The following is a 20707-nucleotide window of genomic DNA, read 5'->3' on the forward strand; positions in this document are numbered from 1 at the left end:
TTGGGAACAACCACGTCCAGGTTATGTATATGCGCACCCTGAATGGCGCCAAGGTCCTAACGGTTGGATACTGCAATCCGGCGGATGGCGTGAAGACCATCGGCGACACGATGAACGTCGTGACCACGACTATCGGGACGGTGACCGGCACGACCATCGGGACGGTGACCGGCACGACCATCGGGACGGCGACCGGCATGACTATCGGGATGGTGACCGGCATGACGATGGAAGATACGAAAATCGTTGAGTCCTGACAGGCGGGCGATGGCGTTGACGTCACAACTGATATCCGGGGACAAGAGCTAAGTAGCGGATGCAGAAAGTGTCGGCAACGCCAATTTTGTTCATTCCAACTTCCACACATACTGCATTCGTGTCGTGGACTGTACCGGCTGGCCATCGGCCATGGCAGGTGTGAAATGGCAAAGACTCCAGGCTTTCAACGTTGCTCTGTCCAGGTCTTTGAAACCGCTGCTTTTTTCAATCGCGGCATCCACCACGCTACCGTCGGCGCCGATAGTCAGCTTCACATTCACGCTGCCCTGCTCTTCATTGCGCAAGGAAGTTCTCGGATATTCCGGCTTTTCGCAATTCCCGGCGACCCTGGCGCTGGTATGCGCCGGCGGGCCAGGCGCCTGCGTTACTGCGGCTGACGGTTGCGCTACAGAGGTAGGCAAATCGTTGGTCGGCGGCTTGACATTGGTTACCGCCGCAATCACGTTTTCCTGGGGCGGCGGCTGTACCTTGACCTCTGGCGGCGGCACGTAGGGCGGCGGCGGTGCAGCGGTTTTCGGTGCTGGCGGGGTAGGTTTGTCTGGCGGCGGCGGTGGCGGTGGTTTGATTTCTTCGATGATCTTGGTGATCACCGGCTCCTGGACGACATCGACGACTTTCCGGGCCAAGCCGGTGACCAGTGCATACACAACCGCTATATGCATCAAAACAACGATACTGACGCCAACCCATTTTCTACCAGGGTCGGTCCCATCAAGCGTGAAATCCATTTAAGGACTCCTGTCTGCCTGCCCGCTCATTCGCTTTTTGCGGCAATCATCTTGTCGACGGCAACGCCCTGCCCGCCGGCACGCTAATTTCTTATCGGATTGCCTAGTTTCATATTAGCATCTTAGCGGCAACAGTAAAGATATCCGCTACAAACTTGCGGCCAGAAGCGTCGCTCAGTCGCTCAGTCGACCACGAACAGCTTGGCGCCGGTCGTCGTAAAAGACCGGTGCGGCTCGGCGTCGTCTGCAACCTGATAGCTCATTCCAGCTTGCAGGAAAAACCTGCGGCCATCTTCCAGTTCGGTGTGCAACTCGCCTTCAAGGCAAAACAGGATATGTCCCTTGGTGCACCAATGGTCGGCCAGATAGCCTGGCGTGTAATCGACCATGCGAACCCGAATCCCGCCGAAGTGACAGGTGCGCCAATACGCCATCCCGGTTTCGCCTTTGTGCTCGGTGCGCTCAACCGTCTCCCAGTCCGTGGTGCCGAACGGAATATCAGTCATCTTCATTTTTTGCCCCTCGCGCTTGTTTGTTTCTTTCGGTTTTACTGCTTCTGCTTCGTAGTCCACTAAGCAGGGTCAGAGTGAAGTTTCGGCGGCAAAACATACCGAAAGTTCACTCTGCCCCGGTTAGTTCGTGCTGCTCGCGGCAGCCAGTCAGGGCCGCTCGACCATCCGCAGATCACTGACGCCGTTGTCGCCGTTAGCGCCAATGGCACAACTAGATGGCGACACAGTCACACTGCCGCGATTGCGCAACATCACCAGTTCGGCCAGTACCGACACCGCAATCTCTGCCGGTGAACGGCTCAGGATAGACAAGCCGATCGGTGCATGCAAGCGTTCGATTTGCGCGTGGCTTAAATCCAGCATCAGCAGCCGTTCCTTGCGCGCCTCTGTGCTTGCCATCGAGCCGATTGCGCCGACATAGAAAGCGTCCGTCTTGAGTGCTTCCATCAGCGCCATATCGTCGACTTTGGGATCATGGCTGAGCGTGACGATCACAGTGCGACGGTCAGGCTTGAAAGTCAGCACGGCATCGTCCGGCATGCCATCCAGCCAGGTCACGCCGTCGGCCTGCCAGTTGCGGCGCTGCTCTTCGCGCGGGTCGTTCAGATAAACTGAAAAATCCAGCGCGGGCGCCATCTGCGCCAGATATTCGGAGACCTGGCCGGCGCCAATGATCAGCAGGCGCCAGCGCGGGCCGAATACCTGCACCAGTTCTTCTTCATCGAAACGTAATGCAAAATCGGCATCGCTGGCTTCGATGCTGGCCTGGCCGCTGCGCATGTTCAGGCGGCGCTGCACCAGATGGCGGCCGGCCACTGCTTCAAGCAACGGCGTCAGCGAGGCGGCGTCGGTCAGCGGTTCGATCACCAACTCCAGCGTACCGCCACAAGGCAGGCCAAAGCGGCGCATCTGCTCTGCGCTGATACCGTAGCGCACCAGTTCGATCTGATGCGGGAAGGCTGCGGAAAAGCGCTGCATCAGGTCGTCTTCGATGCAGCCACCCGATACCGAGCCGGTAAAATCGCCATCGTCCGTTATCGCAAACAGTGAACCAAGCGGACGCGGCGCCGAACCCCAGTTGCGCACTACCGTCACCATGGCTACCCGTTTTCCTTGCTGTAGCCAGCTGACGGCGCTTTTCAATACTTGATAGTCGACTGCGTTCATGGCATACCTGATCTCATTTGATACTTATCAGTGTAGTGAAAAACAAGATCGGCTGCTCGCACGACCTAGGACGTAGGGTGGACACATCGTGCCCACGCGTGACTGCGATAACCGGAGTCCACATCCGTCCGACACCGAATCGGCATGAATGTGAAGTAGCTCCAGCGTGGGCACGATGTGCCCACCCTACGCGTACTTAATGTGCCGTCGTCAGCCGCATCGCCTTGATACGATCCGGCGTGATGTCGGCCGCCCGGCCGCCCCAGGTCGCGCGCAGGAAATTGGTCAATTGCGCCAGTTCCTTGTCGCTCAGCTGGCCGCTGAAAGAGGGCATGTCCTGCAGACTTTCGGTGCCAGGGAATTTTTGCGCCTCGATTCCATCCAGCATCGCTACGATCAAGTTATGCGGATCGGCATTGCGTACCGTCGAATTGCCCTTCATCGCCACCGCCACGTGCGGCTTGCCGTCGCCCTGGAAGCCATGGCAACCGGCACATACAGCTGTGTACAAGCGCCTGCCGGCATCCAGTTCAGTCGCATCTGCGGTGATGGTCTTGACTGGTTCCGGCGGCACCGGTTTGTCGCCCATCAGATAGGTGGTGACCGCGATCAGATCTTCCTTGCTCAGATACTGCGTACTCAGATGCACCACAGGGAACATCTCGCCGTATGCCGAACCCTGAGGGGCGATACCGGTCGAGAAAAAGGTTTGCAGATCCGCGGCAGTCCAGCCCACCGCCGCCAAACCGGCAGGCGTGATATTCGGCGCTGCAACGCGACCGAGGGCGGCCCCGGTCAGTGGCTTGGACAAATCGAGCTGACCGAAGACACCGCGTGGCGAATGGCATTCCGCACAGTGGCCGAGCGCATTGCTCAGATACTGGCCGCGCAGCCACGCCGGCGACTGGCCGGTTGAAGCGTCAGTCAGCGAATTCTTCAGGAACGGTACGTTCCAGAACATCATGCCGAAGCGCATGTTGTACGGGAATTTCAGGTCCGCTTCCTTGCTAGGCACCGCGACTGGCTTTTGCTGCATCAGGTAGGCGTAGATGGCGTCGCTGTCGGCGCGCGTCATCGAACGATACGAGGTGTACGGCATAGCCGGGTACAGATGCTTGTCCGGCGTCACGCCATCATGCAAAGCCTTATAAAACTGATCAGCGCTCCATTTGCCGATGCCGTGCTGCTTGTCCGGCGTGATGTTGGAGCCGTAGAATTTACCGAACGGCGAAGCCAGTTCGACTCCGCCGGCGAATGCTGCGCCGGTGGTAGTAGTGTGGCAGGCAGCGCAATCGGCGGCTTTGGTCAGGTAGCGCCCAAGGGCCAGCTGATCGGCGCTGCCAGGCTTGACTGTGCTTTGGCTGGTGGCCTGGGCAGCAGAACTGCTGCCGCCATCGCAAGCCGCCAGCAACGCGGCCGCCAGCAGCGGAGCACCCGCAATGCGCAATGCATTACGGAAATATCGGGCCTTAGTCATCACTTGGCATCCTTTACCAGTCCTGGCGTTGTCAGCGCCACTTCCTTGACCGCTTCGAAGTAGCGCACATAACCGGTGCAACGGCAGATATGATCGTTCAATCCGTCGGTGATAGCCTGATCGAGCTGATCCTTGCCGATCGGCTGGCGCTTCAATTTTTCCAGCAGTACCGTGGCCGCATTAACGAACCCCGGGGTGCAGTAGCCGCACTGGAAGCTGTAATGCTCAAGGAATTTCTGCTGGATCGGCGACAACGCAACCACCTCACCCTGCTCGTTGCGCTGGGCGTGGCCTTCCACGGTACGTACTTTCTTGCCTTCAAAAAAATGCGCTCCGGTGATGCAGGAACGCACTTCTTCGCTGGTGCCGTCCGGCTTGTCGAGAATCACCACGCAAGCGCGGCAGATGCCCTGCCCGCAGCCCAGGCGCGAGCCGGTCAGGTCCAGGTATTCATGCAGGAAATCGATCATCATGATGCCGTCCGGCACCGGCACCGGGCCGACCGGCTTGCCGTTGATATGCATGGTGATGGGGTGGATAGTCATGCTCATGCCAGAGCCTCCTGAATTTTTTGTTGAGTTACCGGCAGATCGGTGAAGCGATGGCCGATGGCGTGGGCGATGCCGTTGACGATGGCGCCGACTACCGGAATCATCACCACTTCGGCGATGCCTTTGGGTGGATCGGTCTCGGTCAGCGGCGGCAGCACCTCGCCGGTTTGGGTCCAGACCGCGACATCCTTGGCGCGCGGCAGTTCGTAGCGATTGAAGTTCCAGCTGCCGTTGCCCGGGCCGTCTTCATAGAGCGGCAGAAATTCGTGCAAGGCGTGGCCGATGCCCATCGCCAAACCGCCCTGCAACTGTCCTGAGACCAGTTGCGGCGATAGCTGGTTGCCGCATTCCATGATCGAGTGATGTGTCAGCAACTCGACCTTGCCGCTGGCTTCGTGCACCGCCAGTTCGACCAGTGTGCCGACTGCGCTGTAGTAAGTCACGGCGGCGTTATTGCGCTGGGTCGGCGGGATGAATACCTTCTTGCGGTTGAGTACTTCATAACCGCCGGCGGTGCTCATCTTGGCCTTGCGCGTCTTGTCGGCGCCGTCGCCATAATGCACCGACAAACCGTCAAGTGGAATCCGCACCACATTGCCGAGAATCTCGAACTCGGCTTCAGTCCATTGCCAGCGATTGAAGACGTGCACGGTGGCGCCTGTCACCAGTCCCAGCTCATGGGCTTTCTTCACCAATTGGTCATAAGGCAGCGCTTCCAGGCCTGCAGCGGACAGCTTGCCGTCGACCCAGCGTGCATCTTCAACCCGCACCACCAGCGGTGCCGCCTGGCCACCGCCGATGCCTGTGCTCCAGATCGCCATCGCTGCCGGCCACAGGCCGTGCATGAAGACCACCCGCGCCGCTTCTCGCGTGCTGTGGGTAAAGTAGAAAGCCGAATTGGTAGCGCTGGATGGCGAGACATATCCCGGCGACCAGCGCGGATTGGCCGCCAGCTTGTCTTGCTCGGCCTGGCTCATGATGTAAGGATCGCCACTGGTGACCACTGGCAAATCGCCCCAGTCGGTGATTGAGGTGCGCACTTCATGTGCCGGCTTGCCCAGCCATTTGGCGCAGGCGAGCGCTTGCGAGGTTGACATGCCGGTACCGATTTCGGCGCCGCTGTGCGACAGGTGAATCTGGCCGTCGGCGCCGATTTCCACCTTGGCGAACGAGGTCTCGGCGCCGGTGCCGAAATCCTTCTGTACGCAGGCAAAGCCGACACCGTAGCGATAACCGGGATGACCGGCTTCGTACTCCGTTTTTTTCTTGGCGCGATTGATCCACAAAGGATGGTTCTTGGCCTTCTGCAGCACCTCGTCAACCCGGATCGCGCCGGCAGGAATCGCTCCCTGGGTATTTTTCATGCCAGAACGCAGCGCATTCGTCAGACGAAAATCGATGGCGTCGAGACCAAGCTTTTCTGCCATTTCATCGATCATCATCTCGGTCGCCGCCATGCTTTGCAGCGTGCCGTAGCCGCGCGCGGAACCGGCATCAATTGCACGGGTTGCGATGGCGACAGCGGCCAGGTCGTTTTTCGGGAAATAGTAAATCGATTGCGCTGCGGTAGCACCCACCATCGCCACCGATGGCGAGAAATTGGCGCGACCGCCGCCATTGGCTTCGAACTCACCCTTGAACGATTGCAGCAGACCGGTCTTGCGATCGACCGCGATGCGGTAATGCATCTTGAAGGCGTGACGCTTGATGGAAGTCTGGAACTGTTCGTAGCGATCATTCGCCAGCCGTACCGGTTTGCCATCGGCATAGAGCGAGGTCACCAGGCCGTAGAACGGGAAATTGTAATGATCCTTGGAGCCGTAACCGACCGTGTAGCAAGGATGGAGGAATAGCTGCTTGAGCGGAAATTTGCCCTTCTTCATCATCTCGATGGCGCTCTCCACCACTTCGCTTGGCGACTGGGTCGGCACCACCATGTGCAGGGCCTGGTTGGCGCTGTCGTACCAGCAATTGGCGTTGTCCGGTTCCAGCGCCGCGGTATCTACCGACTGCGTGCTGTAGTCGCGTTCCATGACCAGCCAGTCGGCCGGCGGGTGATCCAGCTGATCCTGGATCTGGGCGGCGTAAAACATGCCCTGCTCGCCCAGCTTGCCGTGTTCCTGGCCGTCCGGCCATACCGACTGGTGCTTGCGCATCATGCTCGGGAATACCGGCGCATTCTTCAGGCTGGAGAAAACGTCATCGTCGAACGATGTCGCACCGCCTACCCGCACGAAGCGGAACGTGCCCCAGGGATCGCGTTCCAGCGGGCCGGTGACCGGGCCGTACTGGATGATTTCATCCTTGAACTGCAGCTTGTCTTTGGCAAAACGGAAACGGGCGAAATCGTTATAGATCAGGATCGCCACGGCATGTCCCAGGTAGGCCGGCGTCTTACCGGCCGGCAGCAACATGTCTTCACCGTAAAACGCCGGGAAAGCCACCCCGTCACGCACCAGATCGTCGGCAGTGACTACCCGGTCCGGCTTCAATTCGTCGCCGAGCAATCCCAGGTCGAAGCCGAGGAAAGTGCGGTCGGCCTTGGTGGCGCGCAGGATGAATGCATGCGCTTGCTGGTTCGGCCAGTGCGGCATGTCGCGTGCGCGTACGTCGCGTGCGAAGACCTTGGCACCGGTTACCTTGGCAATACCATCAATACGGAATTTGACCTGGCCGTTGCTGCTATCCCACTGGATGGGCGTCAGGATTTTTTCTTCAAACAAGGCAGCAAACGCTTTGCCACCGATAGGCGCTACGTAAACCGATACGCCGGCCACTACGCTAGCCTTCAAAAAACTACGACGCGAAAGGTCGAGTTTTGTCATTTATTTCTCCTCAAAAGCCAAGGAGCAACCCAACCGTTGTTCGCTAGCGGTTGTTACAGATGCTCATCGGATCCATCAAAAGCCCCTGCCGGGCATTCATCTGGGGGTCGGCATTGTAAAACATTGGAGAACTAGCAACATAATCAGTTTGACATGTTGAGAATAGATGATTTGATGGCTTTCGTAATGCGTTTTGTACCTATTTTACTGAAATAATTATTAAAACAATTATTTAAATAATTGTTAAAAATATATGATTGCGACCGGCTTTTTACTCGAAAGTAAATCAATTACCGGTACGCGATCGCAGCACTGCTCACAAACGCTCAGTTTCGCCGCTCTTGGGTTGCCACTTCATCAAGCGTTTCTCAATCATCCCCACCACCGTATCAAGCACCAGCGCAAAGGCGGTCAGCACCAGAATTCCGGCAAACACGGTATTGATATCGAACGCGCCTTCAGCCTGCAAGATCAGATAGCCGACACCGCGTGCCGAACCAAGGTACTCACCGACGATGACACCGACAAAAGCCAGTCCGACCGACGTATGCAGGCTGGAAAACACCCAGGAGGTAGCTGACGGCAGGTAAACCGTGCGCAACAGCTGGCGCTGGTTAGCGCCCAGCATGCGGGCATTGGCAAGCACCACCGGGCTGACTTCCTTGACACCTTGATAGACGTTGAAAAATACGATGAAAAATACCAGCGTCACCGCCAGCGCCACCTTGGACCAGATGCCAAGCCCGAACCACATCGCAAAAATCGGCGCCAGGATCACCCGCGGCATCGCGTTGGACGCTTTGATGTAAGGATCCAGAATGGCGGAAGTCAAAGGCGACAGAGCCAGCCATAGCCCGACCGCAAGACCGAATACCGTACCTATGCCGAACGCCAGCATGGTCTCGGTCAGTGTGATCAGCAGGTGCGAATAAATCTCCGCCGGGAACGTCATGGTGAACCAGGTGTGGTCGCCGAAACCGACTTCCAGCGAACCGCTGCCGACCGTAAACCACTGCCAGACACGTTGCAGCACCTTGATCGGCTCACCAAAGAAAAATGCCGTTTGCGGATTGCGCGTCGCCAGGTGCCAGATGATGAAAAATATCACCAGCACCAAGGCTTGATATACCCGCAGATTCTTATAATTCGGCTTGATGGCTTTCCACATGGTTCCGCTTTACCTTCGTTATCTATTCTTGTTATTCCAGATTGCACCGCTCTGAGCTTCTAAGCGACTTTCTTTTGCTGCTGGTAACCCTTCAGCACTTCATCCCGCAGCACGCTCCAGATCTGCTGATGCAGCTCGACAAAACGGGGCTCGTTACGGATTTCAGCCACATCGCGCGGACGCGGTAAATCAATCACGAACTCACCTATCGGATGGGTTCCCGGCCCGGCTGACAGCACTACCACCCGGTCCGACATGGCGATCGCCTCATCCAGGTCGTGGGTGATGAACAGTACCGCTTTGCGTTTGGCGCTCCATAATTCCAGCACTTCGTTTTCCATCAGTTGCCGGGTCTGGATATCCAATGCCGAAAACGGCTCATCCATCAAAATGATGTCAGGATCGAGAATCAAGGTCTGCGCCAGCGCCACCCGCTTGCGCATGCCGCCCGAGAGTTGATGCGGATAACGATCGCCGAAGCCTTGCAGGCCGACTCGCGCCAGCCATTCTTCGCCCAACTGGCGCGCCTTGGCTTCATCGGTTTCCCGATACTGCAAGCCGGCAATGACATTCTGCAGCGCACTGCGCCACGGCATCAGCGCTTCGGCCTGGAACATGTAACCGGCACGGCGATTGATGCCAACCAGCGGCTCGCCAAACACCTTGACGCTGCCGGATGAAGGCTGCAGCAAACCGGCGCCGACATTCAGCAAGGTCGATTTACCGCAGCCGGTCGGCCCGACCACGGAAACGAATTCGCCCGGCGCAATCGACAAATTGGTGTCAGCGACTGCGGTGTAACGCTGGGAGCGATCGTCTTTGGAGATGAAGGTGCAACTGACGTTGTCGAGATGGAGGGCTGGAATCATGAGAGTGGGGATTGGCTTGTTACTGCTGGCTGGCAGGGTGGGCAAGTTTTTTTGCCCACGCGTTATCGAGACGAGCATGACGACGAATTTGAGGTCACGCGTGGGCAAAAGAAACTTGCCCACCCTACCCGTATTATTTGTACTTGGCGTTAGCTTTTTTTACAAACTCATTGGTATAAGTTTGCGACAGGTCGATATTTTTTCCGGCCAGCTCGGGATCGAATGCTTCCAGTGTATGCAGCGCCACTTTCGGGCCAGCGTCAGGAATCGTGCCGTCCGGTGACAGCGCTTCACGCACTTTCATGAAGGCTTCGATGTACAACGCGCGATCACCCAGCTGATAACTCTCCGGCACCGTTTTGACGATGTCCGACGGGCCGGCTTTCTGCAGCCATTTCAGGGCGCGCACCATGGCGTTGGTCAATGCCTGCGTGGTATTCGGATATTTCTTGATGAAATCGGCGGAGGCGTACAAGGTGGCTGCCGGCATCGGGCCGCCAAACACGGCATTGGTGTCTTTCAGCGTGCGCGTATCGGCAATGATCCTGATCTCATTATTTTGCTGCATCATGGTGATCAGCGGATCGAGATTGACGATCACGTCGATAGAGCCGGTGCGCAGTGCCGACAATGCGCCAGCCGAGGCGCCCACGCCGATGTAGGAGACGTCGGTCGGCTTCAGGCCGCCCTTGGCCAGGACGAAATTGGACATCATGCTGGTCGAGGAACCCGGCGCGGTAACGCCGATCTTCTTGCCTTTCAGATCCGCAATCGACTTATAGTTTGGCATGGTCTTGTTGGACACGCCCATGACGATTTGCGGCGCCCGGCCCTGCAGCACGAATGCGGTGATGTGCTGATTCTTGGCCTGCATGCTGATGGTGTGTTCGAACGCGCCGGAGACTACGTCGGCACTGCCGCCGATCAGCGCCTGCAGCGCTTTGGCGCCGCCGGCGAAATCGGAAATCGTCACATCCAGGCCTTCATCCTTGAAATAACCGAGCTGCTCGGCAATCGTCAGCGGCAGGTAATAAAACAGGTTTTTGCCACCCACCGCGATCGATACTTTGGTTTTCTCCGGCGTCTGCGCAAACAAATTTCCATTGAATGTCAGGTACCCCGCCAAGAACAAGCAAAGGGCGATGCCAAACTGCTTCCAGCTGAACTTCATATTGTCTCCTCGTATATCCAGGGTTATTTCACTACTGCTAAATTTATGTTTATGTCAGTAATGGTTCTTTTCTTTGCCATCTTGGTGTGGCTGTTCGGAAATCCGGTTACTTGCGGACTCTATGATAATACTGTCTGCGTGGAAATTAGTAGCCTCTCGTCATTATGTTTTTTTAGCATGACATATCAGCCATATCAGATGCTAGGTTGCACGCCTGTCCAGCATCGCACGGGCGATGGTGCCGGCGTCAACATACTCCAACTCCCCTCCCACCGGCACGCCACGCGCCAGGCGGCTGACTTGCAGGCCGCGGGCTTTCATGGTTTCGCTGATGTAGTGGGCAGTGGCCTCCCCTTCATTGGTGAAATTGGTCGCCAGCACGACTTCCGTCACCACGCCGTCGGTGGCGCGGCCGATCAGTTTTTCCAGCTGGATGTCTTTTGGACCGATGCCGTCCAGCGGTGACAAGCGTCCCATCAGGACAAAATACAGGCCCTTGAAAGTCAGGGTCTGTTCAATCATCAGTTGGTCTGTCGGCGTCTCCACCACGCACAGCAAGGCAGGATCGCGATCAGGATCGAGGCAGGTTTCGCAGACCTCGTTTTCGGTGAAGGTATTGCATAGCGCGCAGTGGCGGATCTGGTCGACCGCCTGGGTCAGCGCCCGCCCCAGCAACGCCGCGCCGTCGCGATCATGCTGCAACAAGTGATAAGCCATGCGTTGCGCCGATTTCGGACCGACGCCGGGCAGATGACGCAAGGCTTCGGTGAGTAAAGTAAGACTGGAAGGAATTTTCACGTCAAGCCTTGAATCATGCTGTGCTCAAAAACGAGGTTGGTCAGAATGGCAATTTGAAACCGGCTGGCATGCCTGCAGTCAGACCGGACATTTTTTCCGCCGACAATGCTTCAGCTTTACGCACTGCATCGTTGAACGCGGCAGCTACCAGATCTTCCAGCATGTCCTTGTCGTCGGCCAGCAAGGAAGCGTCGATCGCTACCCGCTTGACGGAGTTCTTGCAAGTCATCACGACTTTCACCAGGCCGGCGCCCGATTCGCCTTCGACTTCGATCAAGGCCAATTGGTCTTGCATCTTCTTCATGTTGTCTTGCATTGCCTGGGCTTGTTTCATCAGCCCTGCTATTTGGCCCTTCATCATGACGCTTCTCCTATGAAAACAAAAAAATTCATTACAAAAAAATTGATCACAAAAATTGACTACAAAAAGTTGATTACCCCAGAGGCTTGATCGATCCAGGCACGATCGAAGCGCCGAATTCGCGCATCATGCTCTGAATGAAGGGATCGTTTTGCGCTGTCTGTTCTGCCAGACGCTGCCGCTCTGCCTGTGCCGCCATGGCCTGCGCATTGGCGGTATGGCGGACCGTGCCGAGCTCGGTTTCCACTTTTACGTTACGGCCGAAATGCTCGGTCAGCGCTACTTCCAACTTATCAACACTGCCGGCCGAGCGCAAGGTATCGAAAGGAATCCGCAGATGGAATTGCACTGCCGCGCCGCTACTGTCAGATTTGATCAGTTCGCTCTGCTGTGCCAATTGATGCGCTACTCCGCGCACCGCCAAATTGGCGGCCAGCAACGGCCAGTTGCCGTCCCAGTTCAGGTTAGTATCTGGTTGCAGGACCAGCGGCGGTAACGGTTCTACCGGAGCCGCAGGCTGCGGGGCAACAGGTTCGGGACGCGCGGCCTGACGGTGATTGTTAGCCCCCCCGTTTGCCGCTCCGTTCACTCCGCCGGTGGCTGCAGGTGGACGTGAGGGTGCGAATTGTGCGTACGATTCAGTTTTTTTTTCAGCCACCGAACTGGAAAATTCGGTATCTGGCAAATCCGTGGGCAAAGGAATCTCTTCTTCCCAAGGCGGCACGGAAGAATTTTGCGGTACCGGCTTCACATAAGCCGGTGCTGCAGGCTTGGCTTCCGCTACGGCTGGCTGGCTGGCTGGCGCTACTTGCGCCTGGCTTGGCTGTGGCCGCGCCGCAGCGCCACCCTTGCGGGAAGATGCAGCAGCGCGCGCCGCTTCCAGCGCGGCTCTTGCCGGACTCATGGCGCTTGTGTCCGGACGCGCTACCGGTGCGCTGGTGCTGACCGTCTGCGGTGCGCTGCTTAGACGCGCTGCCGCAGGTGCTGCTGCCGGAGCTTGCGCTGCGGCCGGCCTGGATGCAGGAGCTGGCTGCGGTGCAGGCGCCGCACTAACCTGAGGGCGCGGCCGGCTGACTGGCGGCGGTGCTACCGTGCTGCCGTCGGCTTGCGGCCGGAATGCCAGCATGCGCAGCAAGGTCATCGAGAAACCGGCATATTCGTCCGGCGCCAATCCCAGTTCATTACGGCCATGTACGGCGATCTGGTAAAACAGTTGTACTTCCTCGGCATCGAACAAGGCCGCCAGCCGGATCACTTCTTCGCGTTCCGGCAAATCGTCGGCCAAGGCGGCGGGGACGCTTTGCGCCAGGGCTACCCGATGCAACAAAGTACCCAGGTCCTGCAGCGCAGCGTTATATGACAGGCTGCGGCTGGCCATGTCGTCGGCAACTGCCAGCAAACCGGGGCCGTCTTTTTGCGCCAGCGCATCGAGCACACGGATCAGATAAGACTGGTCAAGCGCGCCCAACATGCCCTGCACCGCGTCCAATGTCACTTTGCCGGCGGCATAGGCGATCGCCTGATCGGTCAGCGACAGCGCATCGCGCATCGAGCCGTGTGCCCCTTGCGCCAGCAAACGTAAAGCGGGAGTTTCGAATTCGATTTGTTCCTGGCCCAGGATATTATCCAGATGGCTGATGATATGGCCGGGGGGCATCTGCTTCAGGTTGAACTGCAGGCAGCGCGACAGCACCGTTACCGGGATTTTTTGCGGATCGGTGGTCGCCAGGATGAATTTGACATGTTCCGGCGGCTCTTCCAGCGTCTTCAACATCGAGTTGAAGGCATGGTTGGTCAGCATGTGCACTTCATCGATCATGTAGACCTTGAAGCGCGCATTCGACGGTGCATAGACCGCTTGTTCCAGCAGCTGCGCCATTTCGTCGACGCCACGGTTCGACGCCGCATCCATCTCGATATAGTCGACGAAACGTCCGGCATCGATCGCCACGCAGGCTTCGCACACACCGCACGGTGCTGCGGTAATGCCGCCGTTGCCGTCGGCTCCGATGCAATTCAGCGATTTCGCCAGGATCCGCGACAAAGTAGTCTTGCCAACACCGCGGGTGCCGGTGAACAGATAAGCATGGTGCAAACGCTGTTGCTCCAAGGCGTGCGTCAAGGCCCTAACGACGTGTTCCTGGCCGACCAGCGTATCGAAACTTCTGGGGCGATATTTACGGGCGAGAACTTGGTAGGACATAGGCGACGAATATGGGCTGCAGGTTGTGAAATACAAACAGCATTTTACCTGACAGACGAGGTTAATACGGTTTTTAAACTTGGCGGCCAAATTCGGCCCTTGTAGGGTGGGCACGGTGTGCCCACGTAGCGCCCCGCCGTCTTATACTCCGGTTATAACGCAAACGCGTGGGCACACCGTACCCACCCTGCAAATTGCCAAATAACACTGTCATCAGGAGATCAATCATGCAAGGGCAAATCCATGAAGTGACAAATCAGGTGCCTGAGCTGTATGGCAACAATCTATTCCTCGACGATACCATCCTGCAAGCTGGCGTAAAGCGCCTGCAGGGGCAATGGCACGCCGACCAGCTGGCACGCTACGGCGCCGAGCTGGGCAGCAAGGAAACCTGGCAGCTGGCGGAGCTGGCCAACCGCCACCAGCCCGAACTGAGTGCCTTCGATCGCCTCGGCAATCGCATTGATGTCGTCGATTTCCATCCGGCCTGGCATGCCTTGCTGGGCTTGCTGCGACGCGAAGGCCTGCACGCCCTGCCCTGGATCAAGCCGCAAAGCGGCAGCCATGTGGCGCGGGCGGCTGGTTACTTCCTGCACGCCCAGGTGGAAGCGGGGTCGCTTTGCCCTACCACCATGACATTCGCCTCGATTCCGGTGCTGCAGCAAGAACCGGCGCTATTTGCCGCCTTGCAGGCAAAACTGTTGTCATGTGAACATGATGGCCGCGATCTTCCACTGGATCACAAAGGCTCGATGCTGATCGGCATGGGCATGACGGAAAAACAAGGTGGCTCCGATGTCCGCAGCAACACTACCGCAGCCATACCGCTGACAGGCGGTAGCGGCCGCGGCGCCGGTTACCTGTTGACCGGCCACAAATGGTTTTTCTCGGCGCCCATGTGCGATGCGCACATGGTGCTGGCGCGCACCGAGATGGGCTTGAGCTGCTTTTTCGTACCGCGCTGGCGCCCGGACGGCAGTAAAAATCCGGTGCAGATACAGCGTTTGAAAGACAAACTCGGCAATCGATCCAATTCCAGCAGCGAGGTGGAATTCCGGGATGCCTTCGGCATCATGGTCGGCGACGAAGGCCGCGGCATCCCGACCATTATCGAAATGGCCAACCATACGCGCCTCGATTGCGTCATCGGCTCCGCCGGCCTGATGCGCCAGGCGCTGGTGCAAGCGCTGCACCATGCGCGCCACCGCAGCGCTTTCGGCCGCCACCTGGCAGAACAGCCCCTGATGCAAAACGTGTTGTCCGACCTGGCCCTGGAAAGCGAAGCGGCAACGCTGCTGATGCTGCAGCTGGCGAGCGCTTTCGAACAGCCCGACGATCCGCTGCAACGCGCCTGGCGCCGCATCGTCACCCCAGCCGCCAAATTCTGGATTTGCAAACGGGCGCTGGAATTCACCGGCGAATGCATGGAGATCTGGGGTGGCAACGGCTACGTCGAAACCGCACCGATGGCGCGCTTTTACCGGGAAGCACCGGTCAATTCGATCTGGGAAGGCTCAGGTAACGTGATGTGCCTGGACGTGCTGCGCGCGATTGAACGCGAGCCGGCCGGCTTCGGCTTGCTGCTGGCGCAACTGACTGAGGTAGCGCGCGATCATCCCGGCCTTCGCAGCATGCTGGATGATCTGCTGAAGGACCTGGCCACCCCGGCTGAACAGCGCGAGATGCTGGGGCGCCGGTTTGTGCAGCGCCTGGTGCTGACGGTCCAGGGCGCCTTGATGTTGCAGCATGCGCCGGCGGCCATCGCGGAAGCGTTTATCGCCAGCCGCAGCGAGGCGATGGGCGGGCGCGTCTACGGCACCCTGGCGGCGGCGCATCTGCAACAGCAGATTTTGCAGCGTACCTGGGCGATCTAGACTACAAAATTACAAATTATGGTTTGCCGATCTGCTGATTCAGGAATTTCTCTACGCGCGTCCAAAAATCGACATTGTTTTTCTGCAGCCGCCAGCCGTGCCCTTCTTCCGGATACTCGATCCATTCGACGTTCGGATTACTTGCCTTGACGGCATCGCGGAATTTGGTTCCGTGCACTATGGGAACGCGCACATCGGAGCCGCCGTAAGCCAGCAGCAACGGTTGCCTGATGCGCGCCGCGTTGACCAGCGGCGAGGTAGCTTTCAGTTGTGCCGCATCCTTCTCCTGATCGCCGACCAGCAATGGCATGCCGTATTTCAGATACTCAACGGACATATCGCTCCAGTTGACGTCATACATCAGGTTGATATCGGTAACGCCGACCCATTCGACTCCGCAACGATACAGCGAAGGATCGTTGATCAATCCCATCAACGTGGCATAACCGCCGTAGCTGGCGCCAGCGATGCAAATCCGCTTCGGATCGGCGATACCTTGGGCGATCGCCCATTTGGCGCCATCGGCGACGTCATCCTGCATGGCCAGGCCCCATTGCTTCCAGCCGGCTCTGAAATGCTTCCAGCCAAAGCCGGTGCTGCCCCGATATTCCGGCTCCAGCACCGCATAGCCACGCGACGCCAGAAACTGCACCTGACGATTCCAGCGCCACGAGCCGCCACGCACAAACGGCCCGCCATGCACCAGCACCACCAGCGGCAGATTCTTCTTGCCAGCATTCTTAGGCATGGTCAGATAGGCTGGGATTTCCAGGCCGTCGCGCGCTTTATATCGCACCATATCCTTGGCCGACATTTGCTGCGGATCGATGTGCGGCATGGAGCTGCCGAGCAGCGTCAATTTTTTCGCCGCACTGTCATAGAGAAAATATACCGCCGGCTGGACATCGGAAAACGATTGCACCAGCACATACGGCGTCTCCGGATGATAGGCAACGCTGATCTGGTTGACCGTCGACGGCAGCAAGTCGTTGACCGATTTTTGTATCGCCTGCATTTCCGGAGTCAGCCATTTGGTATCGTCGGCGTCGGTTTCAAATCGTACGCCCAGGATTTTCTTATCGTTATAAACGATGCTTCCGGAAAAATCGTAATCCTTGAGCGATACCACGGGCTCCGGATCAATGCTCTTTTTATTCAGGTCATAACGATATAAGGACACTTTGTCGGTACCGTGGCGTGCACTGACATACAGCGTACCGTCCGGGCCAAAAAAGTAGGGAGTGAACCCGTCACCGGTATAGGCATTGAACTCTGTCAGCTTGCGCCATTGGTTCTGCTCCGGATCCCGATAAAACACCGACGCCATTTCGCCATCAGTCGTGGTGGCTACGCGGGGCTCTCCTTTTCGGTCTATCAGCCAGGCAGTGGTCACGCCGGGACGTTCAATCATGGTGGAGCGACCTGTCTTGGTATTGAGGCGCAGTAAACCTACCGGTCTTACTGCCTGACTTTTTGCGACATTTCCCCAAGTCACGTCAAATTGGAGAAGATAGATATCGCCCGAGTCGTTGATCGTCGCGTAGAACAGATTATTTGCCGACAACGGGCCGTGTACGTTATTGCTACGTGCAGCCAATAGCTGGAAAGAACGTTCTACCAACTGCCTGAACTCAGTGCCATCACGATTGATTGCATACAAGCCCGAACCCCGATGTTGGTCACCAACGCCGATCGACCTGTCTCCGGCTTCAAACACCAGCCTGTTGTTGTTGATCCAATGGAATCCGCTGACATCGGCGTCGTCGAAACTCGCAACTACCTTCGGAATCCGCTCGACAACATCCATCACGCCAAGCCGCACATAGCCGCCCTTGAGCGGCACCAGCATCGCAACGTAACGGCCATCGGGAGATAACTGCGCGCTGCTCAGAGTTGGAAGCTCGAAGAAACTGGCAACGCTGGGTAAGCTGGCTGGGGCTTGTGCCCCGGCTGTACCGCACATTACGGACAACGACAGCATCAATATCGCGGAGAACCGCCGGATTCCTTGCAAGTTACGAAAACCATGAGGCATTGAATCTTCCTTCGGGCTGGCTGTTGGTTAACTACCGGGGCGGGTCTTCACTACTGATTACAACTATTTGACGCTTGCAGAAATGCACGTAGTTTAGTTGCCTTTCGGCAAATAAACTACGTGATTATCGATGCGGCATCAAAATACTTTGATGACCGCTGCCCGATTTACAAAAAAAACCGGCAATACCCTTAACGAGTATTGCCGGTCTGTTTTCAGACTGTCTTACAGACTTCGCGTCGCCTCAATGGCCGCCAAACAACTTGAGAATATTTTGCTTCTCATCCTCTTGCGGAGTAATCGGCATCACAGGCCCGGGTACCGGCAGGCCATCAGGGCCGATTTCGACAGGAGCCGCAGCACCTGCTCCCAGCCCGAGCGAAGCGATGAAGCCATTGCCCGGCGTGAAATTATCGAAGTAAAACTCATTGTTGATGGTAGTGATGCCATCCGGCATAGGCATTTGATAGGTCGGCACGCCGCGCAAGGCGCGCCCCATGTACTCGGTCCAGATCGGCAAGGCCAGTTGCGCACCGAACTCGCGGCTACCCAGAGTCTTGGGCTGGTCATAACCCATCCAGGCCACCGCCACCAGGCTGTTCTGATAACCGGCAAACCAGCCGTCAAAGGCATCGTTGGTGGTGCCGGTCTTACCAGCCAGGTCGGTACGGTGCAATACGTTGGTGCCGGCGCCGGTGCCGCGTTGCGCCACCGATTGCAGCAGGCTGGTCATGATGTAGCTGTTACGGGGATCCAGTACCCGCGTGGCATTCTGGCCCGCAATCTGCGGTTCGACCTTGGTCAATACGGCGCCGCGTGAGTCGGTTACCTGGGCGATCAAATAAGGATTAACCTTGTAACCGCCATTTGCCAGCACCGCGTAGGCGCCCACCAGTTGCAGCGGCGTGACTTGTCCAGCACCCAGAGCCAGCGGCAGATAAGGCGGAGTCTTGTCGATATCGAAGCCGAAATGGCTGGTGACGAATTCCTGCGCGTATTTGACGCCGATCGCATCCAGCAAACGGATCGATATCAGATTCTTCGAACGTTGCAAGCCGGTGCGCAGCGGCATCGGGCCGTCCGGCTGATCGTCGTCTTTCGGTTCCCAGGCGGGCTGGCCCGGTCCACCGGGATACGATACCGGCGCGTCGTTAATGATGGACGCCGGTCCGAAGCCCTTTTCCAGCGCTGCCGAATATATGAACGGCTTGAACGTCGAGCCAGGCTGGCGCCAGGCCTGGGTCACATGGTTGAATTTATTCTGGTTGAAATCGAAGCCGCCTACCAGTGCGCGGATAGCGCCGCTTTGCGGCGTCAGCGACACCAAGGTGGCTTCGACCTGCGGCAATTGCGTGATTTGCCAGCCTTTGGCGGTATTGATGACGCGGATCACGGACCCTTTTTGAATCCGCAGATTCTTGCCGGCTTTCGGGCTCAACGCAGCTGCGGCAAGGCGCAAGCCCTCGCCGCTGATGGTGACAGCATTATCGTTGCGCAACATCACCTGCACCTGCTTGGCGTCGGCGCTCAACACCACGGCCGGTACGATGTCGTCATTGTCTGGCTTGTCCTGCAAGGCATCTTCGACCGCCTGGTCACGCTCGTCGCCAGGGGCCGGCAACTCGATGCTTGCCTCCGGACCGCGATAGCCGTGGCGCCGGTCGTAATCCATGACGCCCTTGCGTACCGCGTCATACGCCGCCTGCTGGTCGGCTGCATTGAGGGTGGTGATGACGCTCAGGCCGCGGGTGTAGGTGTCTTCCTTGAATTGCGCGTACAACATCTGGCGCACCATTTCGATGGCGTACTCGGCATGCACGCTGTAGTTGTTACCCTTGGTCTTGACCTGGATATCTTCCGTCACCGCCTGATCATACTGTTCCTTGGTGATGAACTCGAGGTCGAGCATGCGCTTCAGGATATATTGCTGGCGTATGTGCGCGCGCTTCGGATTGACCACCGGATTGTAGGCAGAAGGCGCTTTCGGCAATCCGGCCAGCATCGCTGCCTGGGCCAGGGTGATGTCTTTCAAGTCCTTGCCGAAATAGGTACGTGCCGCGGCGGCGAAACCGAAGGAACGCTGGCCCAGGTAGATCTGATTCATGTAGACCTCAAGAATCTGATCCTTGCTCAGCGCCGTCTCGATCTTGTAGGCCAGCAGAATTTCATAGATCTTGCGCGAATAGGTTTTTTCGCTCGACAAGAAAACGTTGCGGGCTACCTGCATGGTGATGGTGCTGGCGCCTTGCGAAGCGCCGCCATGCAAGATATCGGTCAGGCCGGCACGCAGAATGCCGATGACGTCGATGCCGCCATGCTGATAAAAGCGCGCATCTTCAATCGCCAGCACCGCATTCTTCATGTCCGCCGGAATATCATCCAGCTTGACCAGGCTGCGCCGTTCCTCGCCAAACTCGCCGATCAAGACATGGTCGGCGGTGTAGATGCGCAGCGGCACTTTCGGCCGATAGTCGGTGATCGCGTCGAGCGCCGGCAATTGTGGCGTCATGACTACCAGCGCATACGTCACCAGCAAGCCGCCGATGACCACGCCGGCCGCAACCAGGCCGCCGATGGTGAGCAACAGCGCGTGCGCAACGCTGCCCTTGCCGTTTTTCCCGGTCTGGCCAGAGCGGGACTTATTTGGATCTTGCTTGGTTTTCTGTGTTGATGACATAGCAATATTCGA

Annotated in this window: 16 protein-coding genes; 2 read left to right on the forward strand and 14 right to left on the reverse strand. The window is 57.8% G+C overall.

Annotated elements, in window-relative coordinates:
- The first annotated feature begins 29 nt into the window (after positions 1-29).
- Positions 30-257, forward strand: coding sequence for a hypothetical protein (locus tag BM029_RS26560; RefSeq protein ID WP_371329098.1), 228 nt, complete (start codon positions 30-32; stop codon positions 255-257).
- A 90-nt stretch (positions 258-347) separates the two neighbouring features.
- Here BM029_RS26560 and BM029_RS06920 read toward each other — a convergent pair whose 3' ends face one another.
- The 12 genes from BM029_RS06920 to BM029_RS06975 form a co-directional block, all read right to left on the reverse strand.
- Entirely contained in the window at positions 348-1007 is a 660-nt protein-coding gene (locus BM029_RS06920; RefSeq protein WP_092433958.1) for an energy transducer TonB, read from the reverse strand.
- Between the two features lie 182 nt (positions 1008-1189).
- Positions 1190-1519 carry a DHCW motif cupin fold protein gene (locus BM029_RS06925; RefSeq protein WP_092434258.1) on the reverse strand — a complete coding sequence of 110 codons (330 nt, stop codon included), beginning with the start codon at positions 1517-1519 and terminating at the stop codon, positions 1190-1192.
- Between the two features lie 147 nt (positions 1520-1666).
- On the reverse strand, positions 1667-2686 hold the full coding sequence (locus BM029_RS06930; RefSeq protein ID WP_092433961.1) for an XdhC family protein: 1020 nt from the start codon (positions 2684-2686) through the stop codon (positions 1667-1669).
- 196 nt (positions 2687-2882) lie between these two features.
- Positions 2883-4163, reverse strand: coding sequence for a c-type cytochrome (locus tag BM029_RS06935; RefSeq protein WP_092433964.1), 1281 nt, complete (start codon positions 4161-4163; stop codon positions 2883-2885).
- On the reverse strand, positions 4163-4714 hold the full coding sequence (locus BM029_RS06940; RefSeq protein WP_092433967.1) for a (2Fe-2S)-binding protein: 552 nt from the start codon (positions 4712-4714) through the stop codon (positions 4163-4165). The genes BM029_RS06935 and BM029_RS06940 overlap by 1 nt, the downstream gene beginning before the upstream one ends.
- Positions 4711-7539 (reverse strand): xanthine dehydrogenase family protein molybdopterin-binding subunit, encoded by a 2829-nt coding sequence (locus tag BM029_RS06945; RefSeq protein WP_092433970.1) that lies wholly within the window; start codon positions 7537-7539, stop codon positions 4711-4713. The genes BM029_RS06940 and BM029_RS06945 overlap by 4 nt, the downstream gene beginning before the upstream one ends.
- Before the next feature lie 316 nt (positions 7540-7855).
- The gene (locus tag BM029_RS06950; RefSeq protein WP_092414864.1) at positions 7856-8707 is read right to left on the reverse strand and encodes an ABC transporter permease; all 852 of its coding nucleotides are present in this window, start codon (positions 8705-8707) and stop codon (positions 7856-7858) included.
- 59 nt (positions 8708-8766) lie between these two features.
- Complete coding sequence (locus BM029_RS06955; RefSeq protein WP_092433973.1) at positions 8767-9576, reverse strand: ABC transporter ATP-binding protein; 810 nt, start codon at positions 9574-9576, stop codon at positions 8767-8769.
- A 133-nt stretch (positions 9577-9709) separates the two neighbouring features.
- Entirely contained in the window at positions 9710-10747 is a 1038-nt protein-coding gene (locus tag BM029_RS06960; RefSeq protein ID WP_092433979.1) for an ABC transporter substrate-binding protein, read from the reverse strand.
- A gap of 201 nt (positions 10748-10948) precedes the next feature.
- Positions 10949-11545: a recombination mediator RecR gene (recR, locus tag BM029_RS06965; RefSeq protein WP_170851012.1), complete on the reverse strand. Its 597-nt coding sequence runs from the start codon at positions 11543-11545 to the stop codon at positions 10949-10951.
- 40 nt (positions 11546-11585) lie between these two features.
- On the reverse strand, positions 11586-11906 hold the full coding sequence (locus tag BM029_RS06970; protein ID WP_092414859.1) for a YbaB/EbfC family nucleoid-associated protein: 321 nt from the start codon (positions 11904-11906) through the stop codon (positions 11586-11588).
- A gap of 73 nt (positions 11907-11979) precedes the next feature.
- Complete coding sequence (locus BM029_RS06975) at positions 11980-14109, reverse strand: DNA polymerase III subunit gamma/tau (protein WP_092433984.1); 2130 nt, start codon at positions 14107-14109, stop codon at positions 11980-11982.
- A 227-nt stretch (positions 14110-14336) separates the two neighbouring features.
- Between BM029_RS06975 and BM029_RS06980 the strand changes: the two genes are divergently transcribed.
- Positions 14337-15983: an isovaleryl-CoA dehydrogenase gene (locus BM029_RS06980; protein ID WP_092433989.1), complete on the forward strand. Its 1647-nt coding sequence runs from the start codon at positions 14337-14339 to the stop codon at positions 15981-15983.
- Positions 15984-15999: 16 nt separating this feature from the next.
- On the opposite strand, the gene BM029_RS06985 is transcribed toward BM029_RS06980, so the two are convergent.
- Together BM029_RS06985 and BM029_RS06990 are read right to left on the reverse strand one after the other, a co-directional pair.
- Complete coding sequence (locus BM029_RS06985) at positions 16000-18018, reverse strand: alpha/beta hydrolase family protein (RefSeq protein ID WP_092433992.1); 2019 nt, start codon at positions 18016-18018, stop codon at positions 16000-16002.
- Between the two features lie 244 nt (positions 18019-18262).
- Positions 18263-20695, reverse strand: a complete 2433-nt coding sequence (locus BM029_RS06990; RefSeq protein WP_092433994.1) for a penicillin-binding protein 1A — start codon at positions 20693-20695, stop codon at positions 18263-18265.
- Positions 20696-20707 lie beyond the last annotated feature (12 nt).

The organism is Collimonas sp. OK607, from assembly GCF_900111995.1.
Lineage (GTDB): Bacteria > Pseudomonadota > Gammaproteobacteria > Burkholderiales > Burkholderiaceae_D > Collimonas.

Bases quoted from the DNA above. Each gene is read 5' to 3' on its own strand.
- BM029_RS06970 (WP_092414859.1), bottom strand. From the start codon at position 11,906: ATGATGAAGGGCCAAATAGCAGGGCTGATGAAACAAGCCCAGGCAATG.
- BM029_RS06925 (WP_092434258.1), bottom strand. From the start codon at position 1,519: ATGAAGATGACTGATATTCCGTTCGGCACCACGGACTGGGAGACGGTT.
- BM029_RS06940 (WP_092433967.1), bottom strand. From the start codon at position 4,714: ATGAGCATGACTATCCACCCCATCACCATGCATATCAACGGCAAGCCG.
- BM029_RS26560 (WP_371329098.1), top strand. From the start codon at position 30: ATGCGCACCCTGAATGGCGCCAAGGTCCTAACGGTTGGATACTGCAAT.
- BM029_RS06930 (WP_092433961.1), bottom strand. From the start codon at position 2,686: ATGAACGCAGTCGACTATCAAGTATTGAAAAGCGCCGTCAGCTGGCTA.
- BM029_RS06950 (WP_092414864.1), bottom strand. From the start codon at position 8,707: ATGTGGAAAGCCATCAAGCCGAATTATAAGAATCTGCGGGTATATCAA.
- BM029_RS06935 (WP_092433964.1), bottom strand. From the start codon at position 4,163: ATGACTAAGGCCCGATATTTCCGTAATGCATTGCGCATTGCGGGTGCT.
- BM029_RS06955 (WP_092433973.1), bottom strand. From the start codon at position 9,576: ATGATTCCAGCCCTCCATCTCGACAACGTCAGTTGCACCTTCATCTCC.
- BM029_RS06980 (WP_092433989.1), top strand. From the start codon at position 14,337: ATGCAAGGGCAAATCCATGAAGTGACAAATCAGGTGCCTGAGCTGTAT.
- BM029_RS06945 (WP_092433970.1), bottom strand. From the start codon at position 7,539: ATGACAAAACTCGACCTTTCGCGTCGTAGTTTTTTGAAGGCTAGCGTA.
- BM029_RS06990 (WP_092433994.1), bottom strand. From the start codon at position 20,695: ATGTCATCAACACAGAAAACCAAGCAAGATCCAAATAAGTCCCGCTCT.
- BM029_RS06920 (WP_092433958.1), bottom strand. From the start codon at position 1,007: ATGGATTTCACGCTTGATGGGACCGACCCTGGTAGAAAATGGGTTGGC.
- BM029_RS06960 (WP_092433979.1), bottom strand. From the start codon at position 10,747: ATGAAGTTCAGCTGGAAGCAGTTTGGCATCGCCCTTTGCTTGTTCTTG.
- BM029_RS06975 (WP_092433984.1), bottom strand. From the start codon at position 14,109: ATGTCCTACCAAGTTCTCGCCCGTAAATATCGCCCCAGAAGTTTCGAT.
- BM029_RS06985 (WP_092433992.1), bottom strand. From the start codon at position 18,018: ATGCCTCATGGTTTTCGTAACTTGCAAGGAATCCGGCGGTTCTCCGCG.